23 protein-coding genes and 1 pseudogene are annotated in these 25,211 nt (G+C 71.8%); 18 read left to right on the top strand and 6 right to left on the bottom strand.

Annotated features, from left to right (window positions below; translation table 11 throughout):
- The first annotated feature begins 10 nt into the window (after positions 1-10).
- From AB0M46_RS25855 to AB0M46_RS25825, 7 genes are all read left to right on the top strand, one after another.
- Positions 11-1,123 (top strand): glycosyltransferase family 4 protein, encoded by a 1,113-nt coding sequence (locus tag AB0M46_RS25855; RefSeq protein WP_363339803.1) that lies wholly within the window; start codon positions 11-13, stop codon positions 1,121-1,123.
- A 10-nt stretch (positions 1,124-1,133) separates the two neighbouring features.
- The gene (locus AB0M46_RS25850) at positions 1,134-1,634 is read left to right on the top strand and encodes a hypothetical protein (RefSeq protein ID WP_363339801.1); all 501 of its coding nucleotides are present in this window, start codon (positions 1,134-1,136) and stop codon (positions 1,632-1,634) included.
- Positions 1,635-1,732: 98 nt separating this feature from the next.
- Positions 1,733-2,632: a pyridoxal 5'-phosphate synthase lyase subunit PdxS gene (pdxS, locus tag AB0M46_RS25845; protein ID WP_363339800.1), complete on the top strand. Its 900-nt coding sequence runs from the start codon at positions 1,733-1,735 to the stop codon at positions 2,630-2,632.
- Between the two features lie 8 nt (positions 2,633-2,640).
- On the top strand, positions 2,641-3,291 hold the full coding sequence (pdxT, locus tag AB0M46_RS25840) for a pyridoxal 5'-phosphate synthase glutaminase subunit PdxT (protein WP_363339798.1): 651 nt from the start codon (positions 2,641-2,643) through the stop codon (positions 3,289-3,291).
- A gap of 2 nt (positions 3,292-3,293) precedes the next feature.
- Positions 3,294-4,049, top strand: coding sequence for a YebC/PmpR family DNA-binding transcriptional regulator (locus AB0M46_RS25835; protein WP_363339796.1), 756 nt, complete (start codon positions 3,294-3,296; stop codon positions 4,047-4,049).
- 137 nt (positions 4,050-4,186) lie between these two features.
- On the top strand, positions 4,187-4,423 hold the full coding sequence (locus AB0M46_RS25830; protein WP_363339794.1) for a DUF2191 domain-containing protein: 237 nt from the start codon (positions 4,187-4,189) through the stop codon (positions 4,421-4,423).
- The gene (locus AB0M46_RS25825) at positions 4,420-4,827 is read left to right on the top strand and encodes a PIN domain-containing protein (protein ID WP_363339792.1); all 408 of its coding nucleotides are present in this window, start codon (positions 4,420-4,422) and stop codon (positions 4,825-4,827) included. The genes AB0M46_RS25830 and AB0M46_RS25825 overlap by 4 nt, the downstream gene beginning before the upstream one ends.
- A 44-nt stretch (positions 4,828-4,871) precedes the next feature.
- On the opposite strand, the gene AB0M46_RS25820 is transcribed toward AB0M46_RS25825, so the two are convergent.
- On the bottom strand, positions 4,872-6,098 hold the full coding sequence (locus tag AB0M46_RS25820) for a hypothetical protein (protein ID WP_363339790.1): 1,227 nt from the start codon (positions 6,096-6,098) through the stop codon (positions 4,872-4,874).
- A 133-nt stretch (positions 6,099-6,231) separates the two neighbouring features.
- On the opposite strand from AB0M46_RS25820, the gene AB0M46_RS25815 reads away from it, so the two are divergent.
- Positions 6,232-7,284: a histidine kinase gene (locus AB0M46_RS25815; RefSeq protein ID WP_363339788.1), complete on the top strand. Its 1,053-nt coding sequence runs from the start codon at positions 6,232-6,234 to the stop codon at positions 7,282-7,284.
- 40 nt (positions 7,285-7,324) lie between these two features.
- Positions 7,325-8,029 carry a response regulator transcription factor gene (locus tag AB0M46_RS25810; RefSeq protein ID WP_363339786.1) on the top strand — a complete coding sequence of 235 codons (705 nt, stop codon included), beginning with the start codon at positions 7,325-7,327 and terminating at the stop codon, positions 8,027-8,029.
- Between the two features lie 34 nt (positions 8,030-8,063).
- On the opposite strand, the gene AB0M46_RS25805 is transcribed toward AB0M46_RS25810, so the two are convergent.
- From AB0M46_RS25805 to AB0M46_RS25790, 4 genes are read right to left on the bottom strand one after another with little or no spacing between them, the layout of a single operon-like run.
- Positions 8,064-9,218: a cytochrome P450 gene (locus AB0M46_RS25805; protein WP_363339784.1), complete on the bottom strand. Its 1,155-nt coding sequence runs from the start codon at positions 9,216-9,218 to the stop codon at positions 8,064-8,066.
- Complete coding sequence (locus AB0M46_RS25800; RefSeq protein WP_363339782.1) at positions 9,218-10,795, bottom strand: FAD-dependent oxidoreductase; 1,578 nt, start codon at positions 10,793-10,795, stop codon at positions 9,218-9,220. Before AB0M46_RS25800 ends, AB0M46_RS25805 begins: the two co-directional genes overlap by 1 nt.
- A 35-nt stretch (positions 10,796-10,830) precedes the next feature.
- Positions 10,831-11,709, bottom strand: a complete 879-nt coding sequence (locus tag AB0M46_RS25795) for a sensor histidine kinase (protein WP_363339780.1) — start codon at positions 11,707-11,709, stop codon at positions 10,831-10,833.
- Positions 11,706-12,353, bottom strand: coding sequence for a response regulator transcription factor (locus AB0M46_RS25790; protein ID WP_363339778.1), 648 nt, complete (start codon positions 12,351-12,353; stop codon positions 11,706-11,708). The genes AB0M46_RS25795 and AB0M46_RS25790 overlap by 4 nt, the downstream gene beginning before the upstream one ends.
- A gap of 147 nt (positions 12,354-12,500) precedes the next feature.
- On the opposite strand from AB0M46_RS25790, the pseudogene AB0M46_RS25785 reads away from it, so the two are divergent.
- The 9 genes and pseudogenes from AB0M46_RS25785 to AB0M46_RS25745 all read left to right on the top strand — a co-directional run.
- A pseudogene (locus AB0M46_RS25785) lies at positions 12,501-12,809 on the top strand (GtrA family protein); the annotation flags it as partial.
- Positions 12,810-12,903: 94 nt separating this feature from the next.
- Positions 12,904-14,172 carry a glycosyltransferase gene (locus tag AB0M46_RS25780; protein WP_363339775.1) on the top strand — a complete coding sequence of 423 codons (1,269 nt, stop codon included), beginning with the start codon at positions 12,904-12,906 and terminating at the stop codon, positions 14,170-14,172.
- Positions 14,162-15,769, top strand: coding sequence for a glycosyltransferase family 39 protein (locus AB0M46_RS25775; protein ID WP_363339772.1), 1,608 nt, complete (start codon positions 14,162-14,164; stop codon positions 15,767-15,769). The genes AB0M46_RS25780 and AB0M46_RS25775 overlap by 11 nt, the downstream gene beginning before the upstream one ends.
- A gap of 8 nt (positions 15,770-15,777) precedes the next feature.
- Entirely contained in the window at positions 15,778-17,253 is a 1,476-nt protein-coding gene (locus AB0M46_RS25770) for a hypothetical protein (protein WP_363339770.1), read from the top strand.
- A 5-nt stretch (positions 17,254-17,258) separates the two neighbouring features.
- Positions 17,259-18,278, top strand: coding sequence for an ATP-binding protein (locus AB0M46_RS25765; RefSeq protein WP_363339768.1), 1,020 nt, complete (start codon positions 17,259-17,261; stop codon positions 18,276-18,278).
- On the top strand, positions 18,275-18,946 hold the full coding sequence (locus AB0M46_RS25760) for a response regulator transcription factor (RefSeq protein ID WP_363339766.1): 672 nt from the start codon (positions 18,275-18,277) through the stop codon (positions 18,944-18,946). Before AB0M46_RS25765 ends, AB0M46_RS25760 begins: the two co-directional genes overlap by 4 nt.
- Before the next feature lie 129 nt (positions 18,947-19,075).
- Positions 19,076-20,299 carry a glycoside hydrolase family 5 protein gene (locus AB0M46_RS25755; RefSeq protein WP_363339763.1) on the top strand — a complete coding sequence of 408 codons (1,224 nt, stop codon included), beginning with the start codon at positions 19,076-19,078 and terminating at the stop codon, positions 20,297-20,299.
- Positions 20,300-20,524: 225 nt separating this feature from the next.
- Entirely contained in the window at positions 20,525-22,126 is a 1,602-nt protein-coding gene (locus AB0M46_RS25750) for an MFS transporter (protein WP_363339761.1), read from the top strand.
- Positions 22,127-22,183: 57 nt separating this feature from the next.
- A complete protein-coding gene (locus AB0M46_RS25745; protein ID WP_363339759.1) occupies positions 22,184-22,795 on the top strand; it encodes a TetR/AcrR family transcriptional regulator in 612 nt (203 codons plus the stop codon).
- Positions 22,796-23,321: 526 nt separating this feature from the next.
- Here the strand turns inward: AB0M46_RS25745 and AB0M46_RS25740 are convergent.
- A complete protein-coding gene (locus AB0M46_RS25740) occupies positions 23,322-25,211 on the bottom strand; it encodes a helix-turn-helix domain-containing protein (RefSeq protein WP_363339819.1) in 1,890 nt (629 codons plus the stop codon).

Below are 25,211 nucleotides of genomic sequence, written 5' to 3'. Positions count from 1 at the left end.
AGGGGTGGCGATGCGCATCGGAATCGTCTGCCCATACTCCTTCGACGTGCCCGGCGGGGTGCAGAACCACGTCCGTGACCTGGCCGAGACGCTCATCGCCCTCGGCCACCACGTCAGCGTCCTGGCCCCCGGCGACGAGGAGGGCATCACCCTGCCGTACGTCGTGCCGGCCGGGCGGACGGTGCCGGTGCCGTACAACGGCTCGGTCGCCCGCGTGTCGTTCGGCCTGATCTCGGCCACCCGGGTGCGGCGCTGGCTGGCCGCCGGCCGCTTCGACGTGCTGCACGTGCACGAGCCGCTCATCCCGAGCCTGTCGATGCTCGCGGTGCTCTCGGCCCGCGGGCCCGTCGTGGCCACCTTCCACACCGCGATGACCCGCTCGCGGGCTCTCGCCGCCGCCCAGGGCGTGCTGCAGCTGGTGCTGGAGAAGATCACCGGGCGGATCGCGGTCAGCGAGCTGGCCCGCAAGGTCCAGGTCGAGCACCTCGGCGGCAGCGCGTGGGAGATTCCCAACGGGGTGCAGGCGTCGAAGTACCGCGACGCCGAGCCGCTGCCCGGCTGGCCGGGCGAGGGCGGGGCGCTCGGGTTCATCGGGCGCTTCACCGAGCCTCGCAAGGGGTTCCGGTACCTCCTGAGGGCCTTCGAGTCGTTGGCCGCGACGCGGCCGGGCCTGCGGTTGCTCGTGGCCGGCCCAGGGGAGCCCCTGCCGGACATCTCGGACAACGTGGTGTTTCTGGGCAAGGTGTCGGAGGAGGACAAGGCGCGGATGCTGCGCAGCGTCGACCTCTACGTGGCGCCGAACACCGGCGGCGAGTCGTTCGGCATGATCCTCACCGAGGCCATGGCGGCCGGCACGCCGGTGCTGGCCAGCGAGCTGGACGCGTTCCGCCGGGTGCTCGACGGCGGGACGGCCGGGGCGCTGTTCCCGGTCGGCGACGCCGACGCGCTGGCCCGCACGGCCGCGCAGCTGCTCGACGACCCCGCCCGCCGGGCCGCGCTGGCCGCCCGGGGCAGCGAGGTGGTGGCCGCCTACGACTGGCCGGTCGTCGCCGAGCGGGTCCTGGAGGTCTACGCGACCGCGATCGAGGTTGCCGGAGCGACCGTGCAGGAGTCGGTCCCGTAGGCTGCGCCGCATGTGGTGGGTGATCGCCGTGGTGGCCCTGGTGGTCGTCGTGGCCACCTACCTGACGTGGCTCGCGGCCCGGGTCGACCGGCTGCACGCGCGGGCCTCGGCCGCCTACGCCACCCTCGACGCCCACCTGGTGCGCCGGGCCGCCGCCGCGGTGGCCCTGGCGGAGTCGTCCCAGCTGCCGACGCTCACGTACGCGGCCAAGATCGCCCTGGACGCCCAGCCGGGCGACCGTGAGGTGGCCGAGAACGACCTCACCAGGCACCTGCGCCTGGTCCGGTCCGGCGACGGCCTCGACGGCGACGGCCTCGTGGCGGTGCCCGGCGAGGTGGCCGAGTCGCTGGTCGGGGTCAGCCGGCGGGTGGCGCTGGCCCGGCAGGTGCACAACGACGTGGTCCGCGACGCCCTGGCGGTCCGCCGCAGGCCGGTCGTCCGGCTGTTCCGGCTCGCCCGGAAACACCCCGTCCCTGCCTATTTCGACGTGGATGACCCGTCGCTGACCTGAGCGTGGGCCGCGAGCTTGCCATTGGCTGTCGGGCCGGGTGATGACGGAAGCGTAAACTTGCGGGTGAATCCAGCTTTTCTTGTTAGGAGTGCGTCGTCGTGTCCTCACCCAGTTCGCCGGTCACCGGCACCGCCCGCGTCAAGCGCGGCATGGCCGAGATGCTCAAGGGCGGCGTCATCATGGACGTCGTCACGCCCGAGCAGGCCAAGATCGCGGAGGACGCCGGCGCCGTCGCCGTCATGGCGCTCGAGCGGGTCCCCGCCGACATCCGCGCCCAGGGCGGCGTGTCCCGCATGAGCGACCCGGACATGATCGACGGCATCATCAGCGCCGTGTCGATCCCGGTCATGGCCAAGGCCCGCATCGGCCACTTCGTCGAGGCGCAGATCCTGCAGGCGCTCGGCGTCGACTACGTCGACGAGTCCGAGGTGCTCACCCCGGCCGACTACGCCAACCACATCGACAAGTGGGCGTTCACCGTGCCCTTCGTCTGCGGCGCGACCAACCTCGGCGAGGCGCTGCGCCGGATCAACGAGGGCGCCGCCATGATCCGCTCCAAGGGCGAGGCCGGCACCGGCGACGTCTCCAACGCCACCACGCACATGCGCACGATCCGCGCCGAGATCCGCCGGCTCACCTCGCTGCCCGAGGACGAGCTGTTCGTCGCGGCGAAGGAGCTCCAGGCGCCGTACGAGCTGGTCAAGGAGGTCGCCGAGACGGGCAAGCTGCCGGTCGTGATGTTCACCGCGGGCGGCATCGCCACCCCGGCCGACGCGGCGATGATGATGCAGCTCGGCGCCGAGGGCGTCTTCGTCGGCTCGGGCATCTTCAAGTCGGGCAACCCGCAGCAGCGCGCCGCCGCGATCGTCAAGGCCACCACCTTCCACGACGACCCGGACGTCCTCGCCAAGGTCTCCCGCGGCCTGGGTGAGGCCATGGTCGGCATCAACGTCGACGAGATCCCGCAGCCGCACCGCCTCGCCGAGCGGGGCTGGTGACCACCTCCGTGATCATCGGCGTGCTCGCCCTGCAGGGCGATACCCGCGAACACCTGCGCGCGGTGGCCGAGCTCGACGCGGTCGGCCGTCCCGTGCGCCGGGTCGACGAGCTCGACTCGGTCGACGCGCTCATCATCCCGGGTGGCGAGTCCACCACGATGAGCAAGCTGGCGGTCGAGTTCGGCCTGCTGGAGCCGATCCGCAAGCGGATCGCCGGCGGCATGCCCGTCTACGGCTCGTGCGCCGGCATGATCATGCTCGCCTCCACGATCCTGGACGGGCGCGCCGACCAGGTGCCCTTCGGCGGCATTGACATGACGGTCCGCCGCAATGCGTTCGGCCGCCAGGTCGACTCATTCGAGGGGTCCGTGGACATTTCGGGCATTGACGGCGGCCCGTTCCAGGCGGTCTTTATCCGCGCCCCGTGGGTAGAGTCGGTGGAGGATTCGGTGGAGGTGCTGGGGCGTGTGAGTTCCGGGCCGCCCGGCGAAGCGTCGCGGGCCGGAATGCCCACAGGCGGCGCCGCCGGTAGGATTGTCGCGGTTCGGCAGGGGCACCTGCTCGCGACCGCCTTCCACCCCGAGCTCACCGGCGACCTGCGCGTCCATCGGTACTTCGTGGAGATGGCACGCGAGGCGGGTAAGACGACGGAGGGTTAGGCATGTCGGGGCACTCAAAATGGGCGACCACCAAGCACAAGAAGGCGGTCATCGACGCCAAGCGTGGGAAGCTCTTCGCCCGCCTGATCAAGAACGTCGAGGTGGCCGCGCGCACCGGCGGCGGTGACCCGGCCGGCAACCCCACGCTCTTCGACGCGATCCAGAAGGCGAAGAAGAACTCGGTCCCCAACGACAACATCAACAACGCCGTGAAGCGTGGCTCCGGCCTGATCGGCGGCGGCGCCGACTGGCAGACCGCGATGTACGAGGGCTACGGCCCGAACGGCGTCGCCATCCTGATCGAGTGCCTGACGGACAACCGCAACCGGGCCTCGACGGAGGTGCGCGTCGCCCTGACCCGCAACGGCGGCTCCCTGGCCGACGCGGGCAGCGTGTCGTACATGTTCACCCGCAAGGGCGTCGTCATCGTCCCCAAGGCGGGCGACCTGACCGAGGACGACCTCCTCCTCGCGGTGCTGGACGCCGGCGCCGAGGAGGTCAACGACCTGGGCGAGGCCTTCGAGATCATCTCCGAGGCCTCCGACCTCGTCCCGGTCCGCACCGCCCTGCAGGAGGCCGGCATCGACTACGAGTCGGCCGAGTCCTCGTTCGTGCCGAGCGTCACCGTCCCCCTGGACGAGGAGGGCGCCCGCAAGGTCTTCAAGGTCATCGACGCCCTGGAGGACTGCGACGACGTCCAGAACGTCTACGCCAACTTCGACGTCTCCGACGAGGTCATGGCCCTGGTCGAAGCCTGACCCTGCCGACGCACCAGTGGCGCCCCCGCCTACGGCGGGCGGCGCCACTTGTCGTTATGGCTCCGTATCCTGAAAAACAGCAGGTGGGGTGGAAACATGGCCTTCTGGCCATTACTTTACATGGGGAGGAGGTGACCATGACCATGACTGAAATCGCCGCCCACCAGGCGGCCGAACCGGAGATCGACCCGGAGCTGCTCGCGGAGGCGCAGCGACAGCTCGGCGACACATGGCCGAATCAGGCCATCAACGAGGGGCTCAGGCTCCTCGTCGAACAGAAGCGCCTCGAGCGAAGGCGGGCCCTCGAAGATCTTCGACGGATGTCCCGCGAGGGCCTTTTCAACTACGCGGCGCTCGACGAGGTGGACGAGTGAAGTATCTGGTGGACACCAGCGCCCTCGTCCGGCTGCAGCGGGAGCAGGCCCCCGCGGAATGGGACGACCTCGTCGAGCGCGGGCTCATCGCCGTCTGTGAACCGACGCTCGCTGAAACGATGTCCATCGCCGACAGCAAGGAATATCTCGCCATCGAAAACAGGATCTGCGGGCTGTATCCGTGGGCCTCTGTCCCGGACAGCATCTGGCCGCTCGTGGAGGCCATCCGCCACGAGCTGGTCGAGCCGAGCGCCTATCAAGGGCTCTCGGTGGCCGATCTGGTTGTCGCGGCGACGGCGATTCGGCTGAAGCTCGAAGTGCTGCACGAGGACCACGACTACGAGACGGTGGCCCGGTTCGTGCCCGAACTGCGCCAGCGCAGGATCAGCGCGGGACCCGAATAGCCACGGCTCAGCGCGCCCCCGTCGTTGCGGGGCGCGCTGGTCAATCAGGAGTGGGCGGGGGCCGGCGTGGGGGAAGGGTGCGGGCGGCGGGCCAAGGGGGCCAGGGCGCACAGCAGCAGGGCCGGGCTCAGCAGGCTCAGCGGGCCCACGCCCAGGATCAGGAAGGCGGCGATGCCCGCCGCGGTCAGCGCCGGGGTCCACCACCTCGCCCGGCGGGTCACCGCGGCCGCGACGGCCACCGCGATCAGGCCCAGCAGGGTGAGGGCCATGCCGGGCAGGACCCAGCCGAAGGCGAACGGGGCGTACGTGCCCAGGCGGTCGTCGACGCGGGTGGCGGTGGACGGGTCGAGGGCCGTGGCGGCGGCGATTGACGTGTAGTCGCCGACCATCAGCGCGGAGAAGTTCAGCAGGGCGAGCACCACGATTACGGACAGGGCGCGGGACCAGGCCGGGGCGGTGCGGGCCAGGTGCAGTACCGCCGGAATGAACGCCAGCCAGCACAGGTGCAGCAGCAGGGCGCTGGCCTGGGCCAGGGACGGGTGGGCCAGGCTGCCGGACAGGCTCGGGCTGAAGTTCGGGACCGTGGCCAGGCCCGCGGCGAACAGCACCGGGGCCAGGACCAGGCAGGCCCGGCCGGCGGCGGAGGTGAAGGCGCCGAAGGAGTCCGGCTCCTCGGCGGGCGGCCGGCGCAGGCGCAGGGCGGCCCTCGTGTAGGCGGCCAGCATCACCGCGGGGCCGGCCAGGGACAGGGGCAGCGGGGAGATGGCGAACAGGAAGTACAGGGCCGTGCCGAGCAGCGCGGCCCCGGCCGTCCACCAGTCGATGACCCTCGCCCGGGCCGCGGCCAGCGGGGTCAGGATCAGCGACAGCGCCCAGCCGAGCAGGCCGGGCGCCTGCCAGCCCCATTGGGCCCACGCCAGGGACTCGAAGGACTCGTTGGCGCGGCGGACCGCGTCGTCCGGGAGGAGCTGCTCCAGGGCCAGCAGCCACAGGTCGGTGGACATCAGTGCGGCGAAGGTGGCCAGGCCGGCGACGATGGCCAGCCAGGACGCGCGGGCCAGCGCCGCGCCGCGGTGGCGGATCGGGGCCAGCAGGGCGAGCAGGCCGGGGACGAACAGCGCCCAGGCATAGTGCAGCAGCACCGCGTGCCACTGCAGGGCCTCCGGGTGCTGGCGGTAGATGCCGAAGCCCTGAGCTGCGTCGCCCAGGGCGGGGTCGGCCGCCGTCGCGGCGAGCAGGGCCAGCGGAGCCAAGATCAACAGGTAGCGCATGGCGTGGACGCTAGGGGCGCGCAGGCCGCAGGTCGCCCCTCGCGCGGGCCAACCGGGGTCCGTCGCGCGGCGGAGAGTCGGTCATCCGGCGGATGGGTTCCGCTGCGCCGGTGGCGCCGTAGCTTCTCTGGACATGCGGGTCGACCTGGCGGTGACGGCGGGCTTCGTCGCGTTCGCGCTCACCGAAGAGGCTGTCGTGGGGATGCCGGGGGCCTGGTGGCCGTTCGCGCTCGCCGTCTTCGCCGCGCTCGTCGCGCTGCGCCGCCGGGCGCCGCTGGCCGGGCTCGTGGCCAGTTGCGTGCACGCCAACGCGCTGCTGTACCCGGGCGGGGTCGTGACCTACCGGCTGTGGCAGCTCGCCGCGATGATCATCTTCGCGTTCACCGCCGGGCGGATGCACCCGTCCGGGTGGAGGAAGTGGATCGGGCTGGGGCTCGTCCTCGCGACGGCGGTCACGTTCTGGAGCGTCGACCCCGATGATCCGATGGGCGCGTTCTTCTTCCCGCTGACGCCCTGGGGGCTGGGGGCGGCCTTGGCGGTACAGCAACGCCGCGCCGCCGACCGGCGCGCCCGGGAGGCGGTGCTGGACGAGCGCGGCCGGATCGCGCGCGAGCTGCACGACATGGTGGCGCACAGCGTCACCGTCATGGTCATCCAGGCGGGCGTGGTGCGGCGGCGGCTCGACGCCGGGCTGCCCGTGGACGGGGAACTGCTGCGCAGCATCGAGGCGTCCGGGCGGGATGCGGTCGGGGAACTGCGGCGCACGCTCGGGCTGCTGCGCGGGGAGGGCGCGGCCGATCCGCCGGTCGGGCTGGAGCGCCTCGACGACCTGCTCGCGCAGATGCGGGAGGCCGGGCTGGCGGTCACCCTGCGACGGGAGGGCGAGCCCGTGGCGCTGGCGCCGGCGGCGGACCTTTCGGCGTACCGCATCGTGCAGGAAGCCCTGACCAACGTGCTCAAGCACGCGGGGCCGACGGCCGTGACCGTCGGCGTGCGCTACGCCCCCGACGGCGTCCACCTCACCGTCGCCGACGACGGCGGGCGCGCGGGTGGGCCGGCGGCCGGGACCGGTCAGGGGCTGATCGGGATGCGGGAGCGGGCCGCGCTGTTCGGCGGGGACCTGACGGCGGGGCCGCGGGCCGGTGGCGGGTTCGCGGTGCACGCACGGCTACCGGTCGCGGCATGAGCCGGTGGCGGCATGAGTCAGAACAAGGCCTGGTGGCGGCATGAGTCAGAACAAGGCCGGTGGTGACATGGGCCAGATCAAGGTGGTCGTCGCGGACGACCAGAAGATGGTGCGGGCCGGGCTGCGGATGGTGATCGAGACCGAGCCCGACATGGCCGTCGTGGGGGAGGCCGGGGACGGGATCGAGGCGGTGGCGCTGGCCCGGCGGCTGCGGCCCGACGTGGTGCTCATGGACATCGCGATGCCCCGGCAGGACGGGCTGGCTGCGACCCGGGCCCTGCTGGCCGCGCCGTCGCCGCCGCGGATCGTCGCGCTGACGACCTTCGACACCGACGAGAACCTCTACAACGCGCTGCGGGCCGGGGCGAGCGGGTTCCTGCTCAAGGTCTCCTCGCCCGAGCACCTGCTCACCGCGATCCGGGTGGTCGCCTCCGGCGAGGCGCTGCTCGACCCGGCGGTGACCACCCGGGTCATCGCCGCGTTCGCCGGGCAGCCGGGGCCGCGCCCGCCGGCCGCGCTGGCCGAGCTGACCGGGCGGGAGGCCGACGTGCTGCGACTCATGGCCCGGGGGCTGTCCAACGCCGAGATCTCCGCCGCCCTCACGCTCGGCGAGGCGACCGTGAAGTCGCACGTGGCGCGGGTGCTCATGAAGCTCGGGCTGCGCGACCGGGTCCAGGCGGTGGTGTACGCCTACGAGTCCGGCCTGGTCCGCGCCGGATCGGGGTTCAGTCCAGCGCGACCCTGAGGTGGCGCGGGGCCGTGCAGGATGGCGTCGGGGGTCAGTCCAGGGCGACCCTGAGGTGGCGCGGGCCGCGCAGGATGGCGCTGGTGCGGTACACCGGCGGGTCCTCCAGCAACCGGGCGCGCACGAGGACCGGGGCGAGGGCGGACAGCGCCAGCTGGGCCTCCAGGCGGGCCAGCGGGGCGCCGAAGCAGTAGTGGATGCCGTCGCCGAAGGCCAGGTGCTGGGCCGGGCGGCGGCCCGGGTCGAAGCGGTCCGGGTCGGTGAACTGCTCCGGGTCGCGGTTGCCGGCGGCCAGGGCGAGGGTGATCGGGGCGCCCTGCGGGATGGTGGTGCCGGCGATCGGGATGTCGGCCAGCGCGGTCCGCCAGCGCACCATCTGCACCGGCGGGTCGTAGCGCAGCACCTCCTCGACGAAGGGCACGATCAGCCCCGGCTCGGCCATCAGCCGCTCCAGCCACAGCGGCTGGCGCAGCAGGACCAGGCAGCCGTTGGCGATGAGGTTCACCGTCGTCTCGTGGCCGGCGATGAGCAGCAGCATGGCCGTGCTGACCAGCTCGGCGCGGGTCATCCGGCCGTCGGGGCCGTCGTCGGTGGCCAGGGCCGAGAGCAGGTCCTCGCCCGGTTCGGTGATGCGGCGGTCGACCAGGTCGCCGAGGTACGCCGCGAGATCCTCCAGCGCCTGCCGGTCCGGTTCGACGTGGTTCAGTGCCTCGTCGATCCAGGCCCGGAAGCGCGGCTCGTCCTCCAGCGGCACGCCGAGCAGCCCGCAGATGACGCGCACCGGCAGCGGGTAGGCGAACTGGTCGACGAGGTCCACTGTGGACGGCGGGAACTCCCCGATGAGCTCCCCGGCCAGCGAGGCCAGCCACGGCTCCATGTCGGCCACCTTGTGCGGGGAGTGCGGCGGGCCGAACGGCCGCGTCGCCAGCCGCCGCATCCGGTCGTGCGAGGGCGGGTCCAGCCTCAGGAACGAGGGCGGCAGCCCCAGCAGCTCCGGCTCGTCGGTGCGCGAGCTCACCCGCGGGTCGTGCAGCAGGGCCGCGATCGAGGAGAACGTCGAGACCACATAGGACCCGTCCGGCGCGCGCACGACGGGGGTCCGGCGCAGGGAGGTGTACAGCGGATAAGGATCGTGGCGGTTGACGGGATCCAGGATCGCGCCGAAGACGGATCCGACGGCAGTGCTCATCACGCGCTCCGCACGGTGGTCGGGCGGTGGCCGGTGACCACCACGGTGGCGTCCCGGGCCAGCAGCGTGCGGGAGGGCACGTCGGCCGGCACGGGCAGGATGTCGTCGGGGCGGTCGACGGCGGGGAACGCCGGCGGGAAGGGCGCCGCCTGCTCGATCAGGTGCCGGTAGAACGGCAGCCACTTGGCCTGGTTGAAGGTGACCGCCCCGGTGATGCGCCCCTTGTACCCGTACACGGCCGTGAACCGGCGCTCGGCCACCGAGCCCTGGGTCACCGCGACCTCATCGGCGAAGGTCGGTACGCCCACGGACTTGATGTTCGTCCCGAACTGCAGCGACCAGAACTGCGGCATGTGCAGGTGCGGCCAGCGCTCCGACTCGTCGCTGACCATGTTGTGCGCGGCCACCTCGGCCTGGCTGACCGCGTTGGCCCAGTGCTCCAGGGCCAGGAACTGGTAGCCGAACATGGCGTTGGGCGAGCGGGCCACGTCGCCGGCCACGAAGATGTCGTCGGTCACCACGCCGTTGACGTCGAAGGCGCGGCAGCCGGCGTCGCAGGCCACGCCCCACGGGCCGACGGCCAGCCCCGAGCTCGCCAGCCACTCGACGTTGCGGATGCCGCCGAGCGCGGCGACCACCACGTCGACGTCGAGGGCGGTGCCGTCGGAGAGGTGGGCGCGGCGCACCCGCGTGCCGTCGCCGTCGATCCGCTCGACGGTGACCCCGCAGCGCAGGTCGACGCCGTGCTCGCGCTGGATGTCGGCGGCGATCCCGCCGACCAGGCCGCCGAGCGCGCCGGCCAGGGGCGTGCCCGCCGCCTCGGCCACGGTGACGTCCAGGCCCAGCTGGCGGCACGTCGAGGCGACCTCGGAGCCGGTGAACCCGGCCCCGACCACCAGCACCCGGCCCGGCCGCGGGAGGTCCCCTCCGGGCGTCAGGTGGTGCTGCAGCCGTACCGCGTCGTCGCGGGTCCGCAGCACGAACATCCCGTCCAGGGCCGCCTCGACGGGGTCCGGCCAAGGCCGGGCCCGCACGCCGGTGGCGATGAGCAGCCGGTCGAACGGCACCGAGGTGCCGTCGCCGAGCTGCACCCGGCGCAGCGCGAGGTCGAGCCCGGTGGCGCGCACCCCGAGGCGCCACTGGGCGTCGAGGTCGGGCCGGCGGGGCAGCCCGGTGCCGTCGGGCCGTATGCGGCCGCTGAGTGCCTGCTTGGACAGCGGCGGCCGGTCGTAGGGGCCGTAGGGCTCGTCGTCGATGAGGGTCAGCGCGCCCGTGTAGCCCTCCTCGCGCAGCGCCTCGGCGGCCCGCAGCCCGGCCAGCGACGCGCCGACGACGACGATCCGGCTGGCGCCGTCCCTGATCCGCACCGGCGGCATGTCCTGGGTGGCCAGCCGGTCGATCTGGATGGCCTGCACCGGGCAGGCGGCGGCCGCGCGGCGGACCCGTTCCTGCTGTTCCTCGCCGGGCTCGGGGTCGTAGACGAGGGCCTCGTCGCCCTGGATCTGGAAGGCGGACGGGGCCAGGAAGGCGCACTGGGCGTACCCCTGGCATTTGGTGAGGTCGACAACCACGTGCATGCATCCACGGTGCCCGCTGCCGGGCGGGGCGCCCCTCACCCGATGGGAAGGGCCGCGCGGACCACGGTGCCCCTGCCGGGCGCGCTGCGGATGTCGAGGGTGCCGCCGAGCAGCATGGCCCGCTCGCGCATCGAGCGCACCCCGAGGCGGCCCGGGTGCGGCCCGTCCGGGGCGAACCCGACGCCGTCGTCGATCACCTCCAGCACGACCTGGGCGTCGTCGCCGGCCAGCCGCACGGTCACCTGCGAGGCCTCGGCGTGCCGGGCGGCGTTGGCCAGGGCCTCCAGCGCGATGCGGTACAGCGCCTCCTCGACCTGCGGGCTGACCGGCGGATCGGCGTCGAGCTGCAGGCCCCACCCCCGGTCGCTGCCCGGTGCGGTGCCGTTCACGTGGGCAGGGTTGTTGCCGGGGGCATTGCGCAGCGTCTCGAACAGGCCCCTGAGCGCGGTCGCGAGGCCCGCGCCGACAAGGGTCTCCGGGCGCAGCCGCAGGATGATCCCGCGCAGGTCGGTCAGGCCGGCCGCGGCGGTCTCCTTGATCCAGGCCAGCGACGCCTCGGCGTGCGCCGGGTTGCCGTGCAGCAGCTCGGCCGCGGTGCCGGCGCCGAGGCTGATGCCGTACAGCGTCTGCACCACCGAGTCGTGCAGGTCCCGGGCCAGCCGGGCCGGCTCGGCCGCCGAGGCCAGCAGGAGCTCGGCCAGCGGCACGAACGGGGCCAGGCCATCCGGCTGCGGCGCCCGCCGCCCGCCGACGGCCAGCAGCCCGCCCGCCACCGGCAGGTAGGCCATGCGTTCGGTGCGCACCGCCCGCCCGGTCGCCATCGCATCGAGGGCGACCTCGCGATCCACGAGGTCCTCCGGGCCGGAGCCGGTCAGGACGAACCCGCGGGCGTCGAGCACGAACACGGCGGTCACGAAGGAGCCGCCGCGTGCACAGGGACCAGGCCGACCCGCATCGCGTAGAGCGCGGCCTGGGTGCGGCTCTCGGCGTTGAGCTTCTGCAGGATGTTGCTCACGTGCGTCTTGACCGTCTGCGGCGCGATGTGCAGCTCCCGGGCGATCTGGCCGTTGGCCCGGCCGCGGGCCAGCAGCGTGAGGACCTCCTCCTCGCGGCGGGTCAGCTGCGGCGGGGCGGTCGGCACGTGCACGTCGCGGACCAGCCGGGCGGCCACCGCCGGGGAGAGCTGCACCTGGCCCGCGGCCGCGGCCCGCACGGCCCGGTGTAACTCCTCGGCGTCGGTGTCCTTGAGCAGGTAGCCGACCGCGCCGGCGTGCAGGGCGTCGGCGATCAGCTGCGGCTCCAGGTACCCGCTCAGCGCCACCACTTCGACGCTGGGCAGCTCGCGGCGGATCACCGCGATCGCGCTGATCCCGTCGAGGACCGGCATGAGGAGGTCCATCAGCACGATGTCGGGGCGCAGCTCGTGGGTCAGCGCCACGGCCTCCCGCCCGTCGGCCGCCGCGCCCACCGTCTCCAGGTCGCTGCTGAGCGACAGGAAGCTGCGCAACCCCTCGCGGACCATTGCGTGGTCGTCGGCGATCAAGATCCTGATACTCATCGGGCCCCGTATACCCCGCAACGGCCGCCAGTACCGCAGGCGGCGGAGCCAATCGAACTACACCGAATGGGGGAGACCGAAGGTCGCCGGCCCGACAGAACCGCGGCGTGATGTGCCGGGGGGCCGCCCGTCGGCACGGTTGGGAGCGTGACGCCCTACTTGCACCGGCTGAGCCGGTTCTCCCTGGTGGGAGTCAGCGGTGTCGTCGTCAACAACGCCGCCCTGCTCGTGCTGCACGGGCTGCTCGGGCTCGCGCTGCTGCCGGCCACCGTGGCGGCGGTTGAGATCGCCCTCGTATCCAACTACGTCCTGCATGAAGTGTGGACCTTTCGGCGCCGACGCCTGTCGCTGCAGCGGTTCGCGTACTTCAGCCTTGCCGGCCTGGCCGCGATGCCGGTCAACGTCGTCGTGGTGCAGCTGCTCGTCGGCCTCGGCATGCACTACCTCCCCGCCAACCTGGTCGGCATCGCGGCCGGATTCGGGGTCAACTTCGCCGTCAGCTCGAAGTGGATTTGGAGTGAACACACCGATGGAGCAGATGGTGTTGGCCGTGCTCACCCTGATCTCGCTGGTGCTGACGGTGCAGGCGGCCCACGCCCTGTATCTGATGATCTACACGTGGGATCAGCCGGAGGCGGACGCCAAGGCACGCGTCCCCGATCAACGTGCTACGCCGGAAATTTCCTTCACCGCAATCCTCCCGGCACGGCACGAAGAGGAAGTCATCCAGCACACCATCGCCCGCGCCGCGTCCGCTGACTACCCGCCCCAGCTGGTGCAGATCCTGGTGGTCTGCTCGGCCGACGACGTCGGCACCATCGAGCGGGCCCGGGCGCAGGTCGATGCGCTGCGCGTGGCCGGGCGCAACAACGTGGACGTGGTCGTCTTCGACGACGGGCCGATCAACAAGCCACACGGCCTCAACACGGCACTGCGCTACGCCACCAACGACGTCGTGGCCATCTTCGACGCCGAGGACGAGGTCCAGCCCGAGCTGTTCGACATCGTCAACACCATCATGCTCTCCGACGACGTCGCCGTCGTGCAGGCCGGCGTGCAGCTGATGAACTTCGACTCCAACTGGTACTCGACGTTCAACGTGCTGGAGTACTTCTTCTGGTTTCGCAGCCGGCTGCACTACCACGCCAAGAACGGCGCGATCACCCTCGGCGGCAACACGGTCTTCTTCAAGCGGGAGCTCATCGAGCGGCTCGGCGGCTGGGACGAGACCAACCTCACCGAGGACGCCGACATCGGCCTGCGAGTGTCCAGCATGGGGGAGAAGGTCCGGGTGGTCTACGACGACCGGTACGTGACCAAGGAGGAGACCCCGCCGACGCTGCAGAGCTTCATCAAGCAGCGCACCCGGTGGTGCCAGGGCTTCATGCAGACCCTGGGCAAAGGGACCTGGAAGCTGATGCCCAACCGGCGGCAGCGCTTCCTGGCCTGGTACACGCTCGCGTTCCCGCACGTCCAGGCGATGCTGGGCTTCTACCTGCCGGTCGCGGTGCTGAGCGCCTTCGTGCTCAGCGTGCCGGTGCCGGTGGCGATGCTGTCCTGGCTGCCGGTCCTGCTGCTCGGCGCGCACTTCGTCATGTCCGTGGTCGGGCTGTACGAGTTCACCAGCGCGCACGGGCTCAAGGCGGGGCCGGGGACGGTGCTCAAGATGGCGCTCACCTGGTTCCCGTATCAGATGGTGCTCTCCTACGCGGCCGCCCGGGCGCTGTACCGCCAGCTCAAGGGCGCTACCAACTGGGAGAAGACGGCCCACGTCGGCGCCCACCGCACCGAGGTTTCGGAGCTGACCAATGTCGGCTGACACGCTTACCAAACCACGGCCGAGGCCCGCATCCGGTACCGCGGGCAAGCCGGACAAGGCCCCGAAGGCGATCATCGCCCTGTGCCTGCTCATCGGGCTGGTCAGCCACGGCTGGAACATGTTCCGGTACCCGCTGTACCTCACCGACGAAGGCATCTACATGGAGCAGGCCTGGGCGGTGCTCAGGCAGGGCAAGCTCTCCCCGTACACGTACTTCTACGACCACGCCCCGATGGGCTGGCTGGCCCTGGCCGGCTGGGTCGGTGTGCTGCCGGGCGGGTTCTCCGCGTTCGGCAACGCGCTCAACACCGGCCGGGTGCTCATGCTCATCGTCCACCTGGCGTCGGTCTTCCTGATGTTCGAGATCATCCGGCGCTTCACGGGCTCCAAGCCTGCGGCGTTCCTGGCCACCTTCGTGTTCAACCTGAGCCCGCTCGGGGTGTACTACCAGCGCCAGGTCCTGCTGGACAACCTCATGATGTTCTGGATCCTGCTCGGGCTCTTCCTGCTGGCCCGCCGCGACGGGCGGATCGTCACGGCGATGGGCGCCGGCTTCTGCTTCGGCCTGGCCCTGGTGACCAAGGAGAACGCGGTCTTCCTGCTGCCGGGGTGCGCGTACCTGCTGCACAAGACGATCAAGGAGCAGAACAACCGGCGCTTCGGGGTCAGCTTCTGGTGGTTCACGGTGCTGGTGCCGGTGACCACCTACCTGTTGTTCGCGCAGATCAAGAACGAGCTGTTCCCGGAGGACTTCCACTTCAGCCCGGACAACAACCAGCTCAAGGGCCACGTGTCGTTGCTCAACACCATCTGGTGGCAGATGCACCGCAACTCCAACAGCTCCAACGGCCTGTCGTTCACCTACCTGCTGCAGCAGAGCTGGCTGTTCAAGGACCGCTACCTGCTGATCGCCGGCGCCGCGGCGACCGTGCTGGTGCTCATCGCCGGCCGGCGCAACCGGCGGCTGCGCACGCCGATGCTGGCCTGCGGGCTGATGACGCTGGGCTACGCGTTCTACCTGAGCCGCAGCGCCCTGCTGGACTTCTACATCGCGCCGATGGTGCCGCTCTTCGCGCTGAACCTGGGCATGTTCTTCGGCTGGCTCACCCGCCGCACCAAGCAGGCCGGGGCGGCGGTACTCGTCGCCTGCCTGCTGGTGCCGGTGCTGGTGATGCCGGGCGGGTTCCTGGTCAAGTACAACGCGAAGGGCGAACTGGAGTTCAGCGACGCGTACCGGCTGCCGCTCACCCGGCTGCAGGAACAGCAGGTGGCCTGGATTCGGCACAACATCTCGCCGAACGCCAGGCTCATCATCGACGACGACATCTGGGTGTCGCTGCACGACGCCAAGCCGGCGTACAAGAACGCGCACCCGCACTACAAGGCCACGTCCGACCCGGACGTGCGGGACAAGGTCTTCCATTCCAGCTGGGAGAACGTGGACTACGTCGTGATGTCGAACAAGATGCGCGACGCCCTCCAGCGCGGCGGCGAGACCTGGATCATCGAGGCGATCGACCAGCACGGCCAGACCGTCTGGCAGGCCACCCGGGGCGATGTCTCGCTGTCAATCGTGAAGATCGGCAATACGTCGTAGGAGTCCTGATGCAATCGCTTAAGCATCGACCCGCGATCCCGCGCGGCAAGGGGCGCCGGAAGCGGAACAAGAACAAGGTCAAGCTGTCGGGAAAGCGAGTACTGCTGGCCGGCGCCGCGGCGCTGCTGATGGTGCTGGTGGGCCGGTCGCTGCTGCCGGCGCTCGGCATCAGCGCGCCGGGGTTGAGCCACGGCGCGGACGAGACGCCGAGTGAGGTGGAGACCAAGGCCCCGCCGCCGCCCACGATCGATCTCAACGGCGTCATGGTCCATGGTGGCGGTACGGCGATGATCACCCTGAACCCGGGCCTCGTGCGGCTTGGCGGCGGCGTCACCGTCCAGGGCTCCGGCTTCGACCAGGGTTCCATGGTCGACGTGTACCTCGGGCCGTCGTCGCAGCCGGGCCAGAAGCCCGCGAAGAGCGCGGGCCCCGACGCCAAGCCGCACCAGGTGGCCACGGCGAAGGCGGGGAAGTGGGGCGTGTTCACCGCGAACTTCACCATGCCGAGCAAGATGACCGCGCCCGTGCAGGAGGTGACCGCACAGGCCCGCGGCAGCAGCGACAAGGTGGCCAAGGCCGACGCCGCGGTGGCCCAGGGGGCCGGGCAGGCGACGCTGTCCGCGGTGGTCGGCAAGCCCGGCGACACGGTCAACCTGTCGGTGAAGGGCTTCTCCCCGGGCGAGCAGCTCAACGTCTACTGGGGGCGGATCAACGGCGACCCGAACCTCACCCTCAAGGCCGACGAGGGTGGCGCGGTGGGTAAGACGCCGATCAGAGTCGGGGTCACGGCCGTCGGGACGACCAGTCTGGTGGTCGTGGGCAAGACGAGTGGGGCGGCGGCCAGCGCGCCGTTCCAGGTGCTGCGGCTGTACCCGTCGATCAAGCTGGCGCCGTACGCGGTGAAGGCGACCCAGAAGATCACCTTCTCGGGCTCCGGCTTCGCCCCGAGCGAGCGGGTCCTGGTGCGGCTCAACGCGGCCGGCGGCCAGCCGGTCATGGCCATCGCCACCAGCGACGCCGGCACGTTCAAGGGCGCCGGCCTGATCATGCCGTTCCAGCTCAAGGGGGCCCAGTCGCTCGTCTTCACCGGCGAGCAGAGCCGGGCCGCGGTCTCCACCGGCTTCACCATCCTGCCGTTCACCCCGCAGGCGCGCACCAACGCCTACGGCGGCCTGCCCGGCACCATGGTGAACTTCTACGCCACCCAGTTTGCCCCGAACGAGGCCGTGCACGTGACCGTCAGGACCGCCAAGGGGGCCACGCCGCAGCTGGTGGCCGCGTTCCGGGTGGACGCGAAGGGTGCCGCCCGGGCCGTTGGGCAGTACACGATCCCGGGCAACACCGAGGACACCGTGGTCTTCGAGCTGCACGGCCAGCGCAGCGACGCCACCGCGACGGTCAACTTCAAGGTCGACAAGTCCGGCGGCCCGGTCGACATCCCGCCGGCCAAGCCGTACGTCGTGCCCAAGGATCTGGAGAACTGACGCAGGTGTACTGGCAGGCCTTCCGCGCCGCCCCGGAGGCGTTGATCGTGCTCGACGCCGCCGGGGTGGTGCGCCTGGCCAGCAGCGCGGCCGAGGCGCTGTTCCAGCGCACGACCGCCGACCTCGTGGGACGCCGGGTCGCCGAGCTCTTCGCCGGTGACCCGGCGTTCTCGACCGAGCGCCCCGTGGCGGCGACGGTCCGCCTGCCCGGCGGGCGGGAGTTGGCCGTGGACGTGCGCGCCCGCACCCTGGAGGGCGACCCCAGCGGCCTGCTGGTGCTGGCCGTGGACGACCAGAGCCAGCCCGGGCACAGCCGGGCCAGCCTGGAGCAGCGCATCGCCCGGCTCACGGTGACCGGGCAGGAGCAGGGCGACCTGCTCGGCGACCTGATCGTCACCCAGGAGCGGGAGCGGGCCCGCATCGCGGCCGGCGTGCACGACGACAGCCTGCAGGTGATCACCGCCGCCACCCTGCGCCTGCAGCACCTGCGCCGGCGGCTGAGCGACCCGGCCGACCTCGCCATCCTGGACCGGCTGGAGGGGTCGCTGGTCCAGGCGGCCGCCCGGCTGCGCCGGCTCATCTTCGACTTCCGCCCGCCCCGGCTGTCCGACGACGGGCTCGCCGCCGCCACGGGCGACCTGCTCGACGACCTCGCCGAGCAGCACGGCCTGGAGGTGACGGTCGAGGACCGGCTCACCGCCGAGCCCGCGCTGCCGACCCGGCTGCTGCTGTACCGGATGCTGCAGGAGGCGGTGGCCAACGTCGGCAAGCACGCCGACGCCGACCGGTGCACGGTGACCCTCGGCGAGCAGGACGGCGGTTACCTGGTCCGGGTGGTCGACGACGGGGCCGGCGCGGAGAACCTGCGCACCGACCCGGGTCACCTCGGGCTGCTGCTCATGCGGGAGCGGGCGGAACTGGCCGGCGGGTGGTTCCGGATCAGCAGCGGGCCCGGTCTCGGCACCACCGTCACGTTCTGGGTGCCGCGCGGCGCCGACCTCGAGTCCAAAGGAGCATCCCCGTGAGTGGTCGTCCGCCGTACCGCGTGCTGATCGTCGAGGACCACCAGGTGGTCGCGGAGGGGCTGGCCGCCCTGCTCAACGAGCACCCGGAGCTGCGCGTGGTGGCGCTGGCCGGCTCGGTCGGCGAGGTCGAGCACCTCGCCGACATCGAGCGGCTCGACGTGGTGCTGTGCGACTTCTGGCTGCCCGACGGCACCGGGGCCGAGGCGGTGGCGGCGCTGCGGGCGCACCAGCCGGAGATCGCCGTCGTCTTCCTCAGCGCCGACCAGAGCGACCAGGTCATCCTCACCGCCCTCGAGGCCGGGGCGGCCGGGTACCTCGTCAAGAGCGCCGGCGGGGCCGACGTCGCCGAGGCGGTGCGCCGGGCCGTGGACGGCGAGATCCTGGTGCCGGCCCGCCAGCTGGCCAAGCTGTTGTCCCGGCGGCGGGAGGAGGCCCGCCGGTCGCGGGAGCACGCCCACCGGCTTGATACCCTCACGCCCCGCGAGCGGCAGATTCTCGGCCTGATGGCGGAGGGCCGGGACAACCGGGACATCGCGCGCGAGCTGAGCATCAGCTACACGACGGTCCGCAGCCACGTGCGCCACCTGCTGAGCAAGATGGGCGCCCGCTCAAAGCTCGAGGCCGTCGTGCGCGCGGCGGAGTGGGAGAGCATCCCCACCGATCACTGAACCCGGATCCGGCAAATCTCCTCCAATTGGTACAGGCGCAAATCCGGCATTTGTACGCTGACTGGATATTCCAGTAATCCGTAGCGTGTTGACCTGCCCCGCCGTCAAACGTGAGGACAGGTCAGCTTTATGGGTCGCACGCGCCTTTACTGGATTTCCGCACTGGTCGCGCTCGCCGTCGCCGCAGTGGCAACGGTGCCGCTGCTGCTGCATGACGAGAAGAAGGTCCACCCGGCGATGTCGGACTCCACGCAACGGTTGCAGATGCCGTTGCATGCCGAGGGCAGCCGGATCGTGGACGCCCGCGGCGAGACCGTGACGTTCACCGGCGTCAACTGGTTCGGTCTGGAGACCAACACGTTCGCGCCGCACGGGCTGTGGTCGCGCAACCTCGACGACATGCTCGACCAGATGGTCGGCCAGGGCTTCAACTCGATGCGCCTGCCGTTCAGCAACGAGCTCTTCGACGCGGCCGCCAAGCCCAACGGCGTCGACTACGCGCTCAACCCGGACCTGAAGGGCCTGACCGGTCCCCAGATCATGGACAAGGTCGTCGAGGGCGCCACCAAGCGGGGCATGATGGTCATCCTCGACCGGCACCGCCCGGACTCGTCCGGTCAGAGCAACCTCTGGTACACGGAGAAGGTCTCCGAGGACCGCTGGATCTCCGACTGGGTGATGCTCGCCAAGCACTACAAGGACAACCCGCTCGTGGTCGGCGCCGACCTGCACAACGAGCCCCACGGCGAGGCCACCTGGGGCGACGGCAACGCCAAGACCGACTGGCAGGCCGCCGCGCAGCGGGCCGGCGACGCGGTCCTCAAGGCCAACCCCAACTGGCTGATCCTGGTCGAGGGCATCGAGAACCACAAGACGGCCGACGGCCAGAGCGACGGCTACTGGTGGGGCGGCAACCTGCAGGGCGCCAAGGAGCACCCGGTCAAGCTGTCGGATCAGACGAAGCTGGTGTACTCCGCGCACGACTACAGCCCGAAGGTCTGGTCCCAGCAGTGGTTCAACGACCCGTCGTTCCCGGCGAACATGCCGGCCCTGTGGGACAAGCAGTTCGGCTACCTGGTCAAGAGCAACACCGCCCCGGTGCTGGTCGGCGAGTTCGGCGGCCGCTCCGTGGCCGAGAAGGACGACCAGGGCAACAAGGACCTGGAGGGCATCTGGCAGCGCAACCTCTTCTCCTACCTGAAGGACAACGGGCTCAGCTACACGTACTGGTCCTGGAACCCGAACTCCGGTGACACCGGCGGGGTCCTGAAGGACGACTGGAAGACGGTCGACGCCGACAAGGCGGCGCTGCTCAAGACCTACCAGGCGCCCCTGGCGGCCGCCGCCCGGTAACTCCGGCGGCGCCGAGCACGGCCCTCCCTCCGCGGTTGGAGTACTGCGGGGGGAGGGCCGATCCATGTGCGGGCACCGGTCGCCGGTGTATTCCACAGGTGGCGTCGCGTGTGATGGGACGCACTTTTCAATACGAGACGGTTCCGTATCGACCCCGCCGGGGCTACGTTGATACGGAACCGTTCCGTATCGTTTTCGCGCGTTCAATCCAGGGGGAGCAACACCGTGGACGCAGCAACTCAGGCAGCACCCAACACAGGACACCCGCGTCGCTGGGCGATCCTCGGCGTGCTCGTCATCAGCCTGCTCGTGGTCGTGTTGGACAACACCGTCCTCAACGTGGCCATGCGCACCATCGCCGACCCGCAGAAGGGCCTGGGCGCGACCCAGAGCCAGCTGGAGTGGGCGATCAACTCCTACACGCTGGTCTTCGCCGGCCTGCTCTTCACTGCCGGTATCCTCGCCGACCGCCTCGGCCGGCGCATCACCCTCACCGTGGGCCTGGCGCTGTTCGGCATCGCCTCGCTCGTCTCGGCGTACGCCGGCTCGCCCGACCAGCTGATCTGGGCCCGGGCTCTGATGGGCCTCGGCGCCGCGGCGGTCATGCCCTCGACCCTGTCGATCATCGCCAACGTCTTCGACCCGCGCGAGCGCGGCCGCGCCATCGGCGTGTGGGCCGGCGCCGTCGGCCTGGGCGTCGCGATCGGCCCGATCGTCGGCGGCCTGCTGCTCGAGCACTTCTGGTGGGGCTCGGTCTTCCTGATCAACGTCCCGATCGTGATCGCGGGCCTGATCCTGGTCAACGCCCTCATCCCCGAGTCGCGCGACCCGCGCCCGGGCCGCATCGACTTCTTCGGCGTGCTGCTGTCCATCATCGGCCTCACCCTGCTCACGTACGGCGTGATCGAGGGCGGCGACAAGGGCTTCGGCAAGCCCGAGGCCTGGGGCACGCTGGTCGCCTCGGTGGTCGTGATGGCCGCGTTCGTCCTCTACGAGCGGCGCATCGAGTTCCCGTCGCTGGACGTGCGGCTCTTCGCCAACAGCAAGTTCAGCGCCTCGACCGGCATGATCGGCCTGGTCTTCTTCGCGGCCATGGGCATCATGTTCACCAGCGCGTTCTACCTGCAGCTGGTGCGCGGCTACGGCCCGCTGGCCTCCGGCGCCCTGTTCGTCCCCTTCGCCGCCGCCCAGATGATCTTCGCCCCGCGCAGCGCCGCGATGGTCAAGCGCTTCGGTCCGAAGGCGGTCAGCACCACCGGCCTCCTGCTCGTGGCGGTCGGCCTGGCCTCGTGGGTGTTCGTCACCGCGACCACCCCGATCTGGATCGTCGGCGCGCTGTTCTTCGTCATGGGCGTCGGCATGGCCAACGTGATGCCGCCCGCGACGGAGTCGATCATGTCGGCGCTTCCCCGTGAGAAGGCCGGCGTCGGCTCGGCCGTCAGCAACACCATCCGGCAGGTCGGCGGCGCCCTCGGCGTGGCCGCCCTCGGGGCCGTCGTCTCCTCCGTGTACCGCGACCACATCTCCGGCGCCACGGCCGGCCTGCCGGCCGCCGCGAAGAACGCTGCGGGTGAGTCGATCTCCGGTGCGTACGGCGTGGCGGCACACGCCGGGCCCGCCGGGCAGGCACTGATCCAGCACGCCAACGACGCCTTCATCGCGGCCATGCACAACGCCGCCGTCGGCTCCGCGATCTTCGCCGTCCTCGGCGCGGTCGTGGCCGCCGTCTGGCTGCCCAGCAAGCGCCCCGCCGCCGCCCCGGCGCCGACCAGCGCCGAGGGCCTGGCCGAGGAGCAGGGCGTGGAGCTGGTGACGGTCGGTGAGTGAGGGCGGGAGGAAACCGGTGAGTAGCCTCGGTGTGAAAACTCGGTAACAATGGAGACTATGACGCTCAGCGTGGATGTGGTGCCTGACCAGGATCGCAAGGGTCCTGGCCGGCCCCGCAGCGCCAGGGTCGACGAGGCGATCGTCGAGGCGGTGTTCGAGTTGCTCAGCGGCGGCCAGAGCGCCGACGCCATCTCGATCGAGGCGGTCGCCGCGAAGGCCGGCGTCGGCAAGGCGACGATCTACCGCCGGTGGCCCAACAAGGAAGCCCTGCTCATCGACGCCGTGCTGGCGATGAAGGGCCCCCTGCCCGAGCCGCGCGGCGAGTCGGCCCGCGACGACCTGGTAACCCTGGTCGCCTCGATGCGCAACAAGCGCATGGCGCAGTACGGCAAGGCCACCGCCTGCCTGATGCCCGAGCTGTTCAAGAGCCAGGAGATGCAGCGCGTCTACCAGGGCGTCGTGGAGCCCCGCCGCGAGCTGATGCGGGTGGTGCTGCGCCGCGGCATCGCCTCGGGCGAGCTGCGCGCCGACCTGGACGTCGAGATGTGCCTGCTGGTCCTGTCGGGGCCGAGCCTGGCCCAGAACATGCTGCGCTGGAACCCGAACGTGCCGGACGACAACTTCGCCGAGAGCCTGGTGGACTTCGTCCTGCGCGGCGCCCACGCCTGATCGCGTCCTCTCCGCATCCCGGCCCGGCCCGCTGTCGCAAGCGGCGCCGGGCCGGCGCCTTTCCGGCCCGCGGCGTCGACCGGCGCTTTTTCGGCCCGCGGCGTCGACCGGCGCTTTCCGGCCCGCGGCGTGGACCGGCGCGGTTCCGGCTCGTGGCGCCGGTCGGCCACGGCCCGCGGCGCCGGCAGGGCGGGTGCTGGCCCGCGGTGCACATCGGCGCGCTTACGGCTCGTGGCGTTGGCCGGGCGCCTTCGTCGCGCGGCGTAGGTGCCCCCTTCCGGCTCGTGGCGTTGGCCGGCCGCGTTTCGCCACGGGTCGGGATGGACCCGTGCTCGGCGCCCGCGTCACGTCGACGCGCGGATCGGCGCTCCTTGCTGGGCGCAGAGGACGTGCAGCCGCTGGGCCACACCGGCGCCGACCCGGACTTGTGGCCATAACTAAATGCGCCTGTCCGATTTTCCGCCCGACGCCGTATAAATCCGACATGTCGTGGCGCGCCAGCGCCCGACATGTCGAACATGCCCCACTACTGCTGCAGCCGGTTCAGGCGCAGCGCCAGCTGTACCTCCAGGGCGCGTTCCGGTTTCTGCCAGTCCGGGCCGAGGAGCTGGGCGATCCGCTCGAGGCGCTGCGTGACCGTGTTGACGTGGACGTGCAGCACCTCCGCCGCCCGGGTCAGGCTGCCGCCCACGCCGAAGTACGACTCCAGGGTCTTGACCAGCGCCGTGCCCCGCCGGGCGTCGTAGTCGACCACCGGGCCGATGGTGCCGGCGAGGAAGGCGCGCACGTCCCCGTCGCGCCCGTCCGGGGCCGAGCCCAGCAGCAGCCCCACGAAGCCCAGCTCGGCCATGCCGGCGCCGGTGCCGGTGCGGCCCAGCGCGGTCAGGGCCGTGACGCAGCGCTCGGCGTCGCGGTAGGCGGCGGCGATCGCCTCCGGGGCGCCGGCCGGGCCGCCCGCGCCGGCGGTCACCGGGCGGGCCAGGAGCTTGCCCAGGTCGCGGGCGACCAGCCGGGCGGCGGTGCCGGGGTTGTCGCCGGGGATGAGCAGCACCACGTGGCCGTCGCGGGCGGCGGCCAGGCCGGACCGGGTCTGGGCGTAGGTCTGGGCCCACGAGACGGCCCGCTGGCGGATCGAGCCGGCGGCGAGGGCGTCGGCGCCGATGGCGACCAGGACGTTCGGGGCGTCGAGGTCCACGCCCAGGCGCTTGGCCCGGGCGCGCAGGGCGTCGGCGTCGCGGACCGGGCGGGTGATGACGTCGTCGAGGAGTTCGCCGCGGACCCGGCCTTCGGCCTCGGCGACGGTACGGCGGAACAGCTGCAGCAGCGCCGTGACGACCGCGGCCCGCTCGAGGATGCGCTGGTCGGCGTCGACCAGGGAGCTGTCGGGGCGCAGGACCAGGGCGCCGAGGTTCTCCGCGCCCGCGACGACGGCCGCCAGCCACAGCCGGCCGCGGCGGACGCTGCGGCCCTCGGTGCGGGAGGCGGCCAGGGCCTCGGCGATCGCGCCGGGGTCCGGCTGGGCCAGCTCGCCGACCAGGGCGAGCGTGCGGTTCTCGGCGTCCAGGACGAGGAGGGAGCCGCCGAGGACCTCCACGACGACGGCGGCGACGTCCTCGACGCCGGCTCCCCGCAGTACGAGTGCGGTCATTCGATCATGAGCGGCGGCGGCGCGCTCGACGGAGTCGCTGTGCGCGCGGATGACGCCGTTGGCGGCGGACAGCTCCTCCAGGGCGGCCTGGGTCTCGCCGAGGAGGCGGGCGGTGTCGATCGCGACGGCGGCGTTGGCGGCGAGGGAGACGAGCAGCGACACCTCTTCGCGGGCGAAGGGGCGGGCGGAGCGGTTGGCCGCGTAGAGCACGCCGATGATCCGGGAGCCGAGCCGCAGCGGTACCCCGAGGATCGCCACCAGCCCTTCCTCGCCCACGCCGGCGTCGATGTCGCCGGTGTGCCGGAAGCGGGCGTCGCGCGGATAGTCGGCGGTCACGTAGGGGCTGCCGGTCTGCGCGACCAGCCCGCCGAGGCCGGCCCCCATGGGCAGGCGCAGCGCCTGGAAGTGGGCGGAGATCGAGCCGTCGGTGACCCGCATGTACGTGTCGCCGCGGGCCTCGTCGGTGAGGGTCAGGTAGGCCACGTCCGCGCCCAGCAGCGTCCGCGCGCGGTGCACGATGGCGGCCAGCACGGCGTCGACGTCGCGCAGGCCGGCCAGGTCGCTGGCGGTGTCGAAGAGGCCGGAGAGCTCCTCCTCGCGCCGCCGGCGCCGCTCCAGCAGGGCGCGCACCCGCAGGGCCACGACCTTGGCCTGCTCCAGTTCCGCGATGCGCTCGGGCGGCAGGCCGGCGCTGCGGGCGGCGACGAGCGGGCCCTCGAACTCGACGGCGGCCGCCTCGCGGGCCAGCAGTTCGAGGTACTCCAGCAT

Origin of the sequence: Dactylosporangium sp. NPDC051485 (assembly GCF_040682015.1) — a bacterium.
GTDB lineage: Bacteria > Actinomycetota > Actinomycetes > Mycobacteriales > Micromonosporaceae > Dactylosporangium.
This window is presented reverse-complemented; position numbering and strand designations above follow the sequence as displayed.

What these genes read in the sequence shown, in the direction of transcription:
- AB0M46_RS25855 (WP_363339803.1), top strand. Translation starts at nt 11, where the DNA reads ATGCGCATCGGAATCGTCTGCCCATACTCCTTCGACGTGCCCGGCGGG.
- AB0M46_RS25850 (WP_363339801.1), top strand. Translation starts at nt 1,134, where the DNA reads ATGTGGTGGGTGATCGCCGTGGTGGCCCTGGTGGTCGTCGTGGCCACC.
- AB0M46_RS25835 (WP_363339796.1), top strand. Translation starts at nt 3,294, where the DNA reads ATGTCGGGGCACTCAAAATGGGCGACCACCAAGCACAAGAAGGCGGTC.
- AB0M46_RS25830 (WP_363339794.1), top strand. Translation starts at nt 4,187, where the DNA reads ATGACCATGACTGAAATCGCCGCCCACCAGGCGGCCGAACCGGAGATC.
- AB0M46_RS25820 (WP_363339790.1), bottom strand. Translation starts at nt 6,098, where the DNA reads ATGCGCTACCTGTTGATCTTGGCTCCGCTGGCCCTGCTCGCCGCGACG.
- AB0M46_RS25815 (WP_363339788.1), top strand. Translation starts at nt 6,232, where the DNA reads ATGCGGGTCGACCTGGCGGTGACGGCGGGCTTCGTCGCGTTCGCGCTC.
- AB0M46_RS25810 (WP_363339786.1), top strand. Translation starts at nt 7,325, where the DNA reads ATGAGTCAGAACAAGGCCGGTGGTGACATGGGCCAGATCAAGGTGGTC.
- AB0M46_RS25805 (WP_363339784.1), bottom strand. Translation starts at nt 9,218, where the DNA reads ATGAGCACTGCCGTCGGATCCGTCTTCGGCGCGATCCTGGATCCCGTC.
- AB0M46_RS25800 (WP_363339782.1), bottom strand. Translation starts at nt 10,795, where the DNA reads ATGCACGTGGTTGTCGACCTCACCAAATGCCAGGGGTACGCCCAGTGC.
- AB0M46_RS25790 (WP_363339778.1), bottom strand. Translation starts at nt 12,353, where the DNA reads ATGAGTATCAGGATCTTGATCGCCGACGACCACGCAATGGTCCGCGAG.
- AB0M46_RS25775 (WP_363339772.1), top strand. Translation starts at nt 14,162, where the DNA reads ATGTCGGCTGACACGCTTACCAAACCACGGCCGAGGCCCGCATCCGGT.
- AB0M46_RS25770 (WP_363339770.1), top strand. Translation starts at nt 15,778, where the DNA reads ATGCAATCGCTTAAGCATCGACCCGCGATCCCGCGCGGCAAGGGGCGC.
- AB0M46_RS25755 (WP_363339763.1), top strand. Translation starts at nt 19,076, where the DNA reads ATGGGTCGCACGCGCCTTTACTGGATTTCCGCACTGGTCGCGCTCGCC.
- AB0M46_RS25745 (WP_363339759.1), top strand. Translation starts at nt 22,184, where the DNA reads ATGACGCTCAGCGTGGATGTGGTGCCTGACCAGGATCGCAAGGGTCCT.
- AB0M46_RS25740 (WP_363339819.1), bottom strand. Translation starts at nt 25,211, where the DNA reads ATGCTGGAGTACCTCGAACTGCTGGCCCGCGAGGCGGCCGCCGTCGAG.